Source organism: Mangrovibacillus cuniculi, assembly GCF_015482585.1.
Taxonomy (GTDB): Bacteria; Bacillota; Bacilli; order Bacillales; family R1DC41; genus Mangrovibacillus; species Mangrovibacillus cuniculi.
This window is the reverse complement of the sequence record NZ_CP049742.1, coordinates 1,547,426-1,559,766: the sequence shown is the minus strand read 5'-3', so window position 1 is coordinate 1,559,766 and position 12,341 is coordinate 1,547,426. Positions and strand designations below refer to the sequence as shown.

Here is a 12,341-nt window from a genome sequence, read left to right as displayed (position 1 = left end):
TAAATCGTAATGAATTTGATTAAAATATAAAGGAGGCGGGAGCAGTGCCTTCACCTATCTTGGAATTAAAAGATGTATACTTTCGCTATGAACGCGATTGGGTATTGGAACATATAGATTTAACGATTAATCAGGGGCAATTTTGGGCATTAGTGGGGCCCAATGGTTCAGGAAAATCTACTATGTTGAAGATTATTCTGGGTTTGTTAACACCACAAAAAGGGACGGTAAAATGGTTTGGGAACGATCGGAAAGAATTTAAGCATTGGGAAAAGATCGGATACGTATCACAAAAAGCTAATTCCTTTAACACCGGATTTCCTGCAACTGTATATGAAGTAGTTGCTTCAGGTCTAGTGAAAAAAGCAGGATTGTTTCAACGCATCGGGAAAAAGTATCGAAAAGATATTTTAGATGCAATCTCAGCGGTAGGAATGTCTGATTTTCTACAGCGTAATATAGGAGAATTATCTGGAGGACAGCAACAACGTGTCTTTATTGCTAGAGCGATCGTCAGTAAGCCAGAGGTGCTGATTCTAGATGAACCTACTGTTGGAATCGATCACCAACACGTACAAGCTTTCTATCAAATGTTGGAACAACTAAATAAAGAAAGTGGTATGACGCTTCTTTTAGTTACACATGACATGGGGGCAGTGTCGACCAGAGTTAGTCATGTCGCTTGTTTGCACAAACATCTTCACTTCCACGGAACCTCTAATGATTTTGAGCAATTAGATCAAGGGGATTTGTCAGGTGTTTATGGACATGAAGTGCAACTTCTTCAACATGAACATGTTCATGAGGAGGAGTTACAGAGATGATAGAGTCCATTTTTCGTTATGAGTTCTTACAAAATGCTTTTCTAACGGGAATAATTATTGGGGTAATTGCTCCTTTGTTAGGAACATTCGTAGTTGTCAGAAGACTGTCTCTGATTGCTGATGCACTTAGTCATGTGACGTTAGCAGGAATCGCGGCCAGTTTACTTTTATCTAAAAAAGTAATGTTTTTCACAGGATTAAATCCGCTTTACTTCGGCATGGCATTTTCCGTAATTGGAGCGATACTTATTGAAAAGCTCCGCTCTGCTTACAAGCATTATCAAGAGTTAGCAATCCCGATTATCCTATCAGGTGGAATAGGTCTAGGTGTTATATTTATCTCTTTAGCAGACGGCTTTAATACGGATTTATTCTCTTATTTATTTGGAAGCGTCAGTGCTGTAAGTAAGACGGATGTATATACCATTATGTCAGTTGCAATTTTAGTATTGGTCGTCATTACTTTCTTATATAAAGAACTTTTTGTCTTATCTTTCGATGAAGACCATGCGAAAGCAGCAGGAATTCCATCTAAAGTCATACATTTTGTCTTTATTATACTCGTGGCATTAGTTATTGCAGCAAGTATGCGAGTGGTGGGTATCCTGTTAGTTTCATCTTTAATGACGTTACCTGTTGCAGCTAGTATGAGAATTGCTAGAGGCTTTAAGCAAACAATTTTTTATTCTATTTTGTTTGGAGAAATCTCTGTATTAGGTGGATTAGTGTCCGCTTACTACCTAGATTTAGCTCCAGGTGGTACAATTGTAGTAATGTCCATCTTCATCTTATTAATTGTATTGTTCGTACAGAAGCTACGTGCTTAAAGAGAAAGGGGAACTTCCATGAAAGTGGAAAGAGCTCTTGACATATTAAAAGACAAAGGGTACAAGTATACAGGGAAAAGAGAACAAATTTTAGATATTTTTGCGAAACATGATAAATACATCACTGCAAAAGATGTGATTGATGTCATGAAAAAAGAGTATCCGGGATTAAGCTTTGATACAATTTATCGTAATTTAACTTTATTTGTGGAACATGGAATCTTAGAAGAAACAGAACTAAACGGTGAGAGACATTTTCGATTTAGTTGTGAAACGGAAGAACATCATCACCATTTCATTTGCCTTGAATGTGGGAAAACTAAACATATTCACTTATGTCCAATGGAGTGGTTGACGGGGCAATTAGAAGAGTATAAAGTTACTGGTCATAAATTTGAAATATATGGTGCCTGCCCGGAATGTGCGCAGGTGTCATAATTATAAAGACACTCGCGCGAAAACCAAAAGTGACTGCACCGGGATTTCCGCTGCAGGGGCACGCTTTCCACGGGGCGGGTTGCTGTATCGAAAAGCGTAAGGCTCGCGTTTAGATGCGGTAGCAAACTTGGAGGGACCGAGGGCTTGTACGTGACGTACTGTCTTCTGCGTTGGTGACGTGATGTCACCGGTTCTTAGCAGAAGGTCCATCCGCAGCCACCACAGGGCCATCTGAGTTTGTCGAGCATCTGCGAACCTGGAGCTAGACATGCCTCCTCGTCGCTACAGAGCTCGCTCCTGTGGGATCTCAGTAACCCACCTTTCCCGTAGGAGTCGTCCCCTTCCGCTCCAATCCCAAATATAAATTAACTTAAGCATCAATTTTGCAACGATATATTGTTTTACCGCTTCATGAATCTAATTTTAAAAGGTACATTCTTTTTTTTGAATGTACCTTTTAGCTTGTTTTGAATTAAAAAAAGTATAGATTTTTAGGTAGTAACCCATCCTTGGAAAAATTCATCTGCTTCTTCCCATGATGACATGCGCAGAACGCTGTCTGGAATTGGATCTTGGTTGTATGGAGTGGAAAATAAAATAACGGGAATTCCACACTCGTTCGAGATATCAACGGCATTATCATGTTTATCTTCTAAGAAAAGGGATACACCTAGACGTTTAGCAGTTTCCACTTTATGATGTGATCCGATTAATTCAATATGGTGATGAGGGACGCCTTCTTTTACCAACCAAGCCTTGGTAACTTCTAATACTGATTTTGGACGAGCACTGATAAAATACAAGTCAGCTACTTCTGCCCATTTCTTTAGTACTTCTAAAGCACCTTCAACTATTGGGGAATTCTCATATATTTCTGCTTCCACAGATTGATACCATTTTTTGAATTCAGTTGGATCTATTTCAAGTAATGTTGCTAGATCATATTGCGTCAGCTGGTCTAAAGTTAACTCTCGTTGGAATTTTTCATTTATATATGGAATTAAAGAGCTTGGACTAGTTACAGTACCATCAATATCTATGCCAATTTTTTTTCTCATGTATAACACTCCTTCGTGCAATAGTTTACCACAAAACAGTGAGGTACTGCCTTACGATTATCGAATTAGAGTAAAAATAGTTTCCTGATAATGGTTTTAAGAAGGGGGTTGCATACAAAGATCTTCATTGTAAAGGATTAACAAAATAAACTGACTCATAACTACACACACTAACATTGCTTCCAACTACTGAAAGTGAGGCGATCAGCGTGAACGAAAACCGTCATGAGTATGAAAAATGTGATCTTCATGAACATGAAGAGATGAAGTCATTCCGTGAAGAGGATGTTCGGTCGGATTTTGCTGAAGAAACAGCAGCCGAAATCGCTGCACCAGTTCGACCAATCGGGGCAGAACGAGTACATGAACATCATGAAGTGGAAGAAGAAGTGCAACATGGTCGTGCCTACGGTTATACGGCATTAGCACTCTCCATTTTATCCCTGTTCATTATTCCGGTTCTATTTGGAGCAGCTGGAATTGTTGTTGGATTTGTTGCAAGACGTAAAGGTGCTCATGCGCTAGGTTCTTGGGCAATTGGTATAGGTGCCTTATCCATTATCATTGGTTTATTCATCTTACCATTTTTCTGATAACACCCGTCGTATTAACTTTTTAGAACGTGGAAGCACTCTAAAAAGTAAAAGGAGATCCCACAGTTTTGTGGAATCTCCTTTCTTTATATCAAGGTTACATTATTTTAAAGCTTCAGCAGCTTTTTTCTCTTCTTCTACTTTTCTGTAATGTTCTTCAGCAAGTAAATCGATTTCTTTCTTCAGTTCTTCCACCATTGTTTCCTCTGGTACTTTTCTAACTGTTTTCCCTTTACGGAACAATAATCCTTCTCCACGTGCACCAGCGATGCCGATATCTGCTTCGCGTGCTTCACCTGGACCGTTTACTGCACATCCTAATACAGCAACTTTTAGTGGTGCTTTAATTTTAGAAATGTATTCTTCTACTTCGTTTGCAATGCTAATTAAATCAATCTCAATACGTCCACATGTAGGACAAGAAATTAGCGTAGCAGCATTTGCTGCAAGTCCAAATGATTTCAATAATTCACGTGCAACTTTCACTTCTTCTACGGGATCTGCACTTAAGGATATACGAACTGTGTTTCCGATTCCTTTACTTAAGATAGCACCTAATCCAGCAGCACTCTTTACTGTTCCAGCGAAAAGAGTTCCAGATTCAGTAATACCTAAGTGAAGTGGATAATCAAACGCTTTTGAAGCTTTTTCATATGCTTCAATGGCTAAATTGACATCAGAAGCTTTCATGGAAACAATGATGTCATGGAAATCTAGGTCTTCTAGAATTTTAATGTGATGAAGAGCACTTTCGACCATTCCATCAGCTGTTGGGTAGCCATACTTTTCAAGAATTCTTTTTTCTAATGAACCGGCATTTACACCGATACGAATAGGGATACCTTTTGCTTTGGCTGCTTTAACAACAGCCTCAACTTTCTCTCGTCTTCCGATGTTACCTGGGTTAATACGAATTTTATCTGCTCCGCCTTCAATCGCTTTCAGAGCTAGTTTATAGTCAAAGTGAATATCTACTACTAAAGGTATGTTAATTTGTTTCTTTATATCTGCAATTGCATTTGCTGCGCGTTCGTCTGGACAGGCAACACGTACAACTTGGCATCCTGCTTCTTCTAAGCGTTTAATTTCTGCTACTGTAGCTTCTACATCATGTGTTTTAGTTGTTGTCATACTTTGAATAACTACTTCATTATTTCCACCAATAGTTAATGGACCGACCTTTACGGGACGTGTTTTAGTACGATGAGTAATTTCTCCCAAAGGTAATCTCTCCTTTATATAAAATCTTCATGTTCCATCATTCTCTTTACATACGTCTTTATTTTACTTGTCATTGTAGAGAATGACAAGAAATAGACTGCGTAACCTTATGGATAAATAGGAATAAATACCTTTTTCCCTGGTTGAATAGCTAATGGATCTAATCCTTGATTTAATTTTTTAAAATCCTCCACTAGTTTATTTATAGAAACTGATGCATTATTTGTTTGGTTTTTTTCTACGAGGGATAGCACAGTATCACCAGGTTGAACGGTTACTTCCATGTATGTTGACAAGCTTTGTGTTTCGGCTGATTGCACTGTTTTCGCAACAACAGTCTGTTTAGATGGAAATGCTATTGGTAGAGTACCACGTGATAAATCAAACAGAATACAGTACACAAGTATTAGGCAACCTATCCACATAATTGGTCTAGTCATTACATCACACCCTTTGTTAGCGTTTCTAGTAAATAGTATGAGTGTAATGAAATTAATAGAACTAGAGAAGGTAGAAAAGGATGAAAAAGATTTTAATTCCCATCAGTTTATTACCATTTTTAATGGTCATTGGAAATTCTATGTTAATACCTGTTCTTCCAACCATTCAATCAGCTTTATTATTGACTAATCAGGAAACCAGTCAAATTCTACATGCATTTACTTTTCCTGCAGCTATTGCTATTCCGTTTATTTCTTTTATATCGGACAGAGTTAGTAGAAAGGCCATGATTAATGCTTCTTTAGTTCTTATGTTAATAGGAAGTTGTATTTGTTTGCTAGCTTCCATTGCACCATCACCAAGTTTTCCTTGGCTACTAAGTGGCAGAGTTATTCAAGGTATTGCAGCAGCAGGTACAACCCCTCTAGCTATGAGTTTAGTGGGAGATTTATTCATTGATCAAGAACGTCTAGAGGCATTGAGTTTACTTGAAGTATCCAATAGTATCGGGAAAGTTGTTTCTCCTTTAATTGGTGCTACAGCAGCAATAACAGTTTGGTATGGTGTATTTTTTGTGTTTCCAATTGTCACATTGGTAACCCTACTTTTTATTCAAGCTACGGTTCCGAATCAGAAACCTCAAGAAGTAGAGTTCACTAATCACTATTGGAATAATGTAAAAGAAGTTGTCACAAAGCACTTCTTTTCTATATGGGTTCCATTCTGTTTAGGAGGTCTTTCTCTCTTTTTTATCTTTGCAACCTTGTATTGGCTATCTTTTTTAATAGAAAGTACCTACCGAATAGATGGATTTCTAAAAGGAACTGCTTTTTTATTTCCCCTTACTAGTCTATCTTTAACGTCTTATTGGGCAGGAAAACACGGTAAATCCAGTTCAGGAAACTCATTATTTTTATACAAATTAAGTGGAATTCTTATGATCATTAGTACAGTTCCAATTTTGTTTGTCCACTCCTTAGGTGGGATATTATTTTTCACGACACTAATTTTCAGTGGGATTGGGTTCTTGTTACCGTTACTTAGCAAGCATATTACGACGGTAGTTTCCGGACGTGAGCGAGGATTAGTGGTTGGGTTGTATGGAGCTGCTCGTTTTCTTGGAGTTGCACTAGGTCCTTTTGTATTAGCAAATAGGGTGTTTAATAACTCATTTGTGACGACACTATTAGTTGTTACAGTTCTAATTACCTGTTTGCTTCTTTATTTTATGGTAAAAAATTGTCGAAAAAGTGTCTTTATTCCCGAAAATTAACGGTTTTATTACAATATTTTTACATTGAGTTAACATCTCTCTGTGACAATAGAAGTACAGTTTGGTTTAGGGGGTACATCAGTGAAGGCGTTTAATGTGTTTAAGGGGATAAGTTTTTGGGACTTGGTGAAAAAAAGAAAAAAGCATAGTGAAAAGACAAAGGATATTTTTACTATTCGCTTTAGATTGATTGCCGTAACATTCTTATTATTAACACTTACAGGAGCAAGCACAGGAATTATTTCTTATATAAACTCCAAACAATCTACTTTAACGATGATGGAAGATAGACTCCAACGAGAAGTACATATGATGTATGAAATTGCTCAAAATTTAATCATGATAAACGTTGGGAATGAAGACGCTTTTACCAAGCAAGTAGAAAAAGTAGTACGTAGTCAAGATTCATTAATGTCTCAAGATGGACTTAGTGGTGAGTTTTTCTTATTAAAGGATGGAAAGTTAAGTCCGTATAAGGTAAGTGAGCGATCGAATGTAACTCTCTCTAATTCTGTTATAGAAGACATTGAATCTATCGGAAAAGGTACTTTACATACGGAAATAGGTGGAATACCTTACACGATTTCCTTCTATTCTATCCAGGAACTAAAGGGTCACTATATCATTGTTGTTCCTCAACACCAATTCATGAAACCAGTAAATGAAATGGCAAAAGTAATGGGGATTTCAGTAATTATTTGCTTAGTGATTGCAACAATCGTCTTACTCTTCTTTGTTCAAACAATAACCCAACCAATTCAATACTTAAGAAATATTATGAGAAGTGTGAGGGATGGAAACATGGTGGATGAAGTCAATATAAAAACATCCCTACCAGAGATTCTATCTTTAAATAAAAGTTTCACTGCCATGATGGAAAACATGAAAACATTGTTACAAAATATTCAATACACGACAAAAAAGTTAACCGAAACGGGAGATACTTTACAATCATCCTCTCATCATTTACTAGAAGAAAACGAAATAATGGTAGAAACTGTTCGAATGGTTCAACAAGGAGCAGACCAAACTGCTTCCACATCAGAGAAAAGCTTAACTAATTTTCATCAAATGAAAGTAACGGTTCAGCAAATTTTCGACTCCATGAAAATAATTTATCAAACAGCCGATAGAATGAATGAATCTTCTACCGTTGGTGATCACCGAATAAAAGAGATGATGAAAACATTAGAGAGCTTTGTCGGTGACTTTAACGAAATGGCTAATACGATTCAAGGGGTAAAGAATCACTCTTTAGAAATTCGACACGTCATTACCACTATTAATCAAATTGCAGAACAAACGAAGCTCTTAGCCTTAAATGCAGCTATCGAAGCAGCACGAGCGGGGGAAGCTGGAAAAGGCTTTGCAGTAGTAGCAAATGAAGTTAGAAAACTCGCAGAACAATCCACATCTGCTACTGTAGGTATAACAGAAACGATAACAGACATGGAATACATCGCTCAATCCGCAGCAGATGAGTTCTCTGTCTTAAGTAGTAAATTTCAAAAACAATTTGAGGAATCTAGTAAAAGTAGAGAAGCATTTAATCAGTTGTTAAAAGAAGTAGTCGTTATCTCAAAAGACTTAAAGACTTCTCAGGACTATGTAGAAGATCTACAAAAAGTACTCCCTGAAGTAGAGACATCGACAGAAGCATTTGCATCTATTTCACAAGAAACTTTGGCAGGTAGTGAGCAAATGTTAGCTGCATTTGAAAAACAATTAGAGAATGTGAAAGGTACACATACTATCGGAATGCAACTATCAGAAGTGTCTAATGAATTAGCATCATTAATAGAACCTTTTGAATTTGAAGTCGATAACATAGAAGAAGAATTAAAAAGCAGCTCTTAATTAAGAGCTGCTTTTGTCTGTTTATGTTTCGGTTTTGGTAAAGTATTCACGGAAAGTGTGATTACTAAGAGATATAATCCATATTGAATTGCTAGTCCAATAATGCTAGGAGGAACCCATTGGAGCATGTCAAAGATCATATACAAAAGAGTTGGGATTGTAAGGGAATAAGTGGCTATTCTAAAGGCAAATCTAAATGGTATCGTTCGTTTACTAAAAGTTCCAATTAGAGTAGTAATCCAGGAGAAAATCGTAACTTTAATAAACGCCAAGAATGTCATAAACAGATAATAGATGCTAAAGAATATCCCTAACATAATCCAAAATGTTGCCTTTTCACTCTCTAAATATTGGGATATTTGATCCCCAGTCACATTCCCACCTAGTAATTGATAAGAGAAAGTTTGAACAGGTTTGTTATTTCCATCAAATATATGTACGGAGTCATTAGAGAGGATAAGCTTTCTGGAATCACTAGAGGTTTCTTCTAATTCAACTAGAGGGTCCACTTTAATTGTCCAACCATCTATCTCCACTTTTTCTTTGGTAGACTCTAACTGTCCATTTTTTATAACCAGTTCATTTGAGAAATCGTTTAATGCTTTTGGGACAACCTCTGATAATGAAGAGGTCATCATGCTCGTATAAATTATTGCTGGTAAGCTCGTAATGAAAAGTAATAGGAACAAATGTGAGATGGCTTTCCCTATAGGTAACATTCGAAACATACCGATGTGCTTAAAGGAGTAAATGCTTTTACTAAATGCTTTCCAAACGGACATATCTTCCCTCCAAGTGTGGCATACCTATTGTTTTTTTACAAATGATAATTTACGTTAGGAATCTTTACTTTACACTATAGGTTACGCATAATAAAAGAGAAATTGAAAGATAACGTAGGTGAATGAAATGGAACTACCAGAACTATCATTACAAACTATTCTACTATATTTTGCTGGTGGATTAGGGATTTTTTTATTTGGATTATTCTATTTAATAGAAGTGCTACAAAAACAGGCGGGTTACCGACTTCGCCATATTTTAGATCGTGTGACGGACCACCCGTTAAAAGGGATATTGGCAGGAATGTTACTGACTATAGCCATTCAATCGAGTTCTGGCACTACAGTCATTACAGTAGGTCTGGTTAGTGCTGGTTTACTTTCTTTTCGTCAGGCTATTGCGGTCGTTCTCGGAGCAAATATAGGAACAACGATGACAGCATTCCTCATAGGAATAGATCTTGGAGAATATTCCCTAGGGTTAATTGCAATTGGTACAATAGCACTTATTTTAAACAAGAAAAATGTTATTGGGACATGGGGGAAAGTTGCTTTTAGTATAGGAGCGCTATTTTATGGTTTAGAGTTAATGGGGAATTCACTTGAACCTGTTGCTACATTTGGTAGATTTACATTCTTCTTAGAAAATGGCATGAATCAAACATTCTTTGGAGTAGTGATTGGTGCTGTATTTACTGCTATTCTACAAAGTTCTAGTGCTACCATAGGAATTCTACAAGAAGCATATGCAGCTAGAATAGTGAACATAGAGAATGCTTTACCGATTTTATTAGGAGATAATGTTGGTACGACAATTACTGCAGTCTTAGCTTCTATAGGTGCCTCCTTAAAAGCAAAGAGAGTTGCTTTATTTCATGTATGGTTTAATATTTTTGGAACGTGTTTATTCCTTTTACTATTTCCTGTCTATTTGCATGTAGTTAGTTTAGCAGCAGATGTTTGGAATTTAAATGCCAGAATGACTATTGCTTTTGCTCATGGAATCTTTAATGTAACAAATGTACTTTTGCACATTCCTTTTATTGGTCTAATTGTGTATACAGTTGAAAAAGTGTTTGGAAAGCTAGAAGAAAATAAAAAGACGTTGGAAATGGATACATTGTTTATTGAGCAGTCACCATCCATTGCACTTGGTCAAGCCAAAAATGAGTGTGTTCGGATGGGAAGCTTATCCCTGCAAAGTCTACAAACAGCAAGAGAATATTTTGATACCAACTCTCCTAAATTAGCAGATTCTGTTGCTAGGATGGAAGAACAGATTAATGAGTTAGACAAAAAAATTAGTGATTATTTGTTCATGTGTTCGACAGTACCCTTATCATTAAATGAATCAGAGAAGCACTCTTATTTATTAGAGAGTATTCGTGATTTTGAGCGAATTGGTGATCACGTAGAAAATATAATTGAACTCATTGATGAAACGCAGAATAGCAGATTAGGACTAACACCAGCTGCGAAAGAAGAGTTAGAGAATATGTTTACGCAAGCGATCGCAAATGTTCAAAATGCACTATATGCATTTGATTTTCATGATAAACAGAAAGCTAGACTTGTATTAGAAGGGGAAGATAAATTAGATTTAATGGAAAGAAAGTATCGTAAGGGGCATATCATTCGAATGAATAGAGGAGAGTGTAACGGTCAAGCAGGCATAGTGTTTGTAGATATGTTAAACAATCTTGAAAGAATTGGAGATCATTCAGCAAATATTGCTGAAGGTGTCCTACAATCGAAGCATTTATAGGAGGTAAGTAATTTGGATGTTATTTGGTGGATTATCATATCACTTCTATTTGCCATAGCGTTTATAGGCTTGGTTTACCCAATAATACCGAGTGTCATTTTTATTTTTGGTGGTTTTTTGTTTTATGGTTTCGTGTTTTCTTTTGAACCTTTTGGCGTATTATTTTGGATTATACAAGGTCTTCTTTTCATTCTTTTACTAGGTGCTGATACGTTATCTAATTTAGTAGGAGTAAAGAAGTTTGGTGGAACAAAAGCAGGAATGTGGGGAAGTACAATTGGGCTGTTGATTGGGCCATTTATCATTCCGATACTAGGGATTCTCATTGGTCCTTTTGCTGGGGCAGTAATTGCTGAATTAGTTATACATAAACGACCGATATCGGAAGCGGTAAAAGTAGGTGTAGGTTCGCTTGTTGGGTTTTTAACTAGTGTGGTAACGAAAGGAATTATTCAGCTAATCATGGTTGGATACTTCCTTTTCGTGGTACTTGTTTAAAAAAATCATCCGAAAGATGTATAAGCGTAATGATTGAACGGTTATCCTATCTTTGGTAAGCTAAGAATGTAAAACAATACATATTAAGGGAGGAATTTATCATGGCATTTGAACTACCTAATTTACCGTATGCTTATGATGCACTAGAACCTCATATCGACAAAGAGACGATGAACATTCATCACACGAAACACCATAACACATATGTAACAAAACTAAACGAAGCGCTACAAGGACATGATGAGCTACTAAGCAAATCTGTTGAAGAGCTTGTTTCTGATTTAAATGCACTACCTGAGGGTGTGCGTACTGCGGTGCGAAATAATGGTGGTGGACACGCAAACCATACTTTATTCTGGAGCTTATTATCTCCAACAGCTACAGAGCTTTCTGGTGAACTACTAGATGCAATTAATGCAAAATTTGGTAGTGTAGAGAGCTTCAAAAAAGAATTCGAAGCAGCTGCAACAACTCGTTTTGGTTCTGGTTGGGCTTGGTTAGTGGTTTCTAACGGAGAACTTGAAGTTACAAGTACTCCGAACCAAGATACTCCATTAATGGATGGCAAAACGCCAATCCTAGGATTAGATGTATGGGAGCATGCATACTACCTAAACTACCAAAACCGTCGTCCAGACTACATCTCAGCTTTCTGGAATGTAGTTAACTGGGATGAGGTTGCTAAGCTTTACGCTTCCGCTAAATAAAATGATATGTCAAAAACCTCTTTCTTAAATAGAAAGAGGTTTTTTGCATAATTTTAT

At 36.8% G+C, this 12,341-nt stretch carries 13 protein-coding genes; 9 read left to right on the top strand and 4 right to left on the bottom strand.

What is annotated here, in order from left to right:
• The first annotated feature begins 44 nt into the window (after window positions 1–44).
• From G8O30_RS07975 to G8O30_RS07965, 3 genes are read left to right on the top strand one after another with little or no spacing between them, the layout of a single operon-like run.
• Window positions 45–824: a metal ABC transporter ATP-binding protein gene (locus G8O30_RS07975; protein WP_239674438.1), complete on the top strand. Its 780-nt coding sequence runs from the start codon at window positions 45–47 to the stop codon at window positions 822–824.
• A complete protein-coding gene (locus tag G8O30_RS07970) occupies window positions 821–1,651 on the top strand; it encodes a metal ABC transporter permease (RefSeq protein WP_239674437.1) in 831 nt (276 codons plus the stop codon). Before G8O30_RS07975 ends, G8O30_RS07970 begins: the two co-directional genes overlap by 4 nt.
• Before the next feature lie 18 nt (window positions 1,652–1,669).
• Window positions 1,670–2,089 (top strand): Fur family transcriptional regulator, encoded by a 420-nt coding sequence (locus tag G8O30_RS07965; RefSeq protein ID WP_239674436.1) that lies wholly within the window; start codon window positions 1,670–1,672, stop codon window positions 2,087–2,089.
• A gap of 491 nt (window positions 2,090–2,580) precedes the next feature.
• Here G8O30_RS07965 and G8O30_RS07960 read toward each other — a convergent pair whose 3' ends face one another.
• Window positions 2,581–3,147, bottom strand: coding sequence for a 5' nucleotidase, NT5C type (locus G8O30_RS07960; RefSeq protein WP_239674435.1), 567 nt, complete (start codon window positions 3,145–3,147; stop codon window positions 2,581–2,583).
• 263 nt (window positions 3,148–3,410) lie between these two features.
• Between G8O30_RS07960 and G8O30_RS07955 the strand changes: the two genes are divergently transcribed.
• Window positions 3,411–3,740 (top strand): hypothetical protein, encoded by a 330-nt coding sequence (locus G8O30_RS07955; protein WP_420844616.1) that lies wholly within the window; start codon window positions 3,411–3,413, stop codon window positions 3,738–3,740.
• Between the two features lie 102 nt (window positions 3,741–3,842).
• On the opposite strand, the gene ispG is transcribed toward G8O30_RS07955, so the two are convergent.
• A complete protein-coding gene (ispG, locus tag G8O30_RS07950) occupies window positions 3,843–4,952 on the bottom strand; it encodes a flavodoxin-dependent (E)-4-hydroxy-3-methylbut-2-enyl-diphosphate synthase (protein WP_239674522.1) in 1,110 nt (369 codons plus the stop codon).
• Window positions 4,953–5,068: 116 nt separating this feature from the next.
• Entirely contained in the window at window positions 5,069–5,401 is a 333-nt protein-coding gene (locus G8O30_RS07945) for a LysM peptidoglycan-binding domain-containing protein (RefSeq protein WP_239674433.1), read from the bottom strand.
• 80 nt (window positions 5,402–5,481) lie between these two features.
• On the opposite strand from G8O30_RS07945, the gene G8O30_RS07940 reads away from it, so the two are divergent.
• Together G8O30_RS07940 and G8O30_RS07935 are read left to right on the top strand one after the other, a co-directional pair.
• A complete protein-coding gene (locus G8O30_RS07940) occupies window positions 5,482–6,675 on the top strand; it encodes an MFS transporter (protein ID WP_239674432.1) in 1,194 nt (397 codons plus the stop codon).
• A gap of 81 nt (window positions 6,676–6,756) precedes the next feature.
• The gene (locus tag G8O30_RS07935) at window positions 6,757–8,532 is read left to right on the top strand and encodes a methyl-accepting chemotaxis protein (protein ID WP_239674431.1); all 1,776 of its coding nucleotides are present in this window, start codon (window positions 6,757–6,759) and stop codon (window positions 8,530–8,532) included.
• Here the strand turns inward: G8O30_RS07935 and G8O30_RS07930 are convergent.
• Complete coding sequence (locus G8O30_RS07930; protein ID WP_239674430.1) at window positions 8,529–9,314, bottom strand: DUF1189 domain-containing protein; 786 nt, start codon at window positions 9,312–9,314, stop codon at window positions 8,529–8,531. The genes G8O30_RS07935 and G8O30_RS07930 overlap by 4 nt on opposite strands.
• A gap of 127 nt (window positions 9,315–9,441) precedes the next feature.
• On the opposite strand from G8O30_RS07930, the gene G8O30_RS07925 reads away from it, so the two are divergent.
• The 3 genes from G8O30_RS07925 to G8O30_RS07915 all read left to right on the top strand — a co-directional run bounded on the left by G8O30_RS07925 (window position 9,442) and on the right by G8O30_RS07915 (window position 12,284).
• Window positions 9,442–11,079: a Na/Pi cotransporter family protein gene (locus tag G8O30_RS07925; RefSeq protein WP_239674429.1), complete on the top strand. Its 1,638-nt coding sequence runs from the start codon at window positions 9,442–9,444 to the stop codon at window positions 11,077–11,079.
• A gap of 12 nt (window positions 11,080–11,091) precedes the next feature.
• Window positions 11,092–11,577: a DUF456 domain-containing protein gene (locus G8O30_RS07920; RefSeq protein ID WP_239674428.1), complete on the top strand. Its 486-nt coding sequence runs from the start codon at window positions 11,092–11,094 to the stop codon at window positions 11,575–11,577.
• A 101-nt stretch (window positions 11,578–11,678) separates the two neighbouring features.
• Complete coding sequence (locus G8O30_RS07915) at window positions 11,679–12,284, top strand: superoxide dismutase (RefSeq protein WP_239674427.1); 606 nt, start codon at window positions 11,679–11,681, stop codon at window positions 12,282–12,284.
• Window positions 12,285–12,341: the final 57 nt, after the last annotated feature.

Excerpts from the sequence above, each read along its gene's own strand:
- G8O30_RS07930 (WP_239674430.1), bottom strand. The coding sequence starts at position 9,314 with ATGTCCGTTTGGAAAGCATTTAGTAAAAGCATTTACTCCTTTAAGCAC.
- G8O30_RS07940 (WP_239674432.1), top strand. The coding sequence starts at position 5,482 with ATGAAAAAGATTTTAATTCCCATCAGTTTATTACCATTTTTAATGGTC.
- G8O30_RS07925 (WP_239674429.1), top strand. The coding sequence starts at position 9,442 with ATGGAACTACCAGAACTATCATTACAAACTATTCTACTATATTTTGCT.
- G8O30_RS07945 (WP_239674433.1), bottom strand. The coding sequence starts at position 5,401 with ATGACTAGACCAATTATGTGGATAGGTTGCCTAATACTTGTGTACTGT.
- G8O30_RS07955 (WP_420844616.1), top strand. The coding sequence starts at position 3,411 with ATGAAGTCATTCCGTGAAGAGGATGTTCGGTCGGATTTTGCTGAAGAA.
- G8O30_RS07970 (WP_239674437.1), top strand. The coding sequence starts at position 821 with ATGATAGAGTCCATTTTTCGTTATGAGTTCTTACAAAATGCTTTTCTA.
- G8O30_RS07915 (WP_239674427.1), top strand. The coding sequence starts at position 11,679 with ATGGCATTTGAACTACCTAATTTACCGTATGCTTATGATGCACTAGAA.
- G8O30_RS07960 (WP_239674435.1), bottom strand. The coding sequence starts at position 3,147 with ATGAGAAAAAAAATTGGCATAGATATTGATGGTACTGTAACTAGTCCA.
- G8O30_RS07965 (WP_239674436.1), top strand. The coding sequence starts at position 1,670 with ATGAAAGTGGAAAGAGCTCTTGACATATTAAAAGACAAAGGGTACAAG.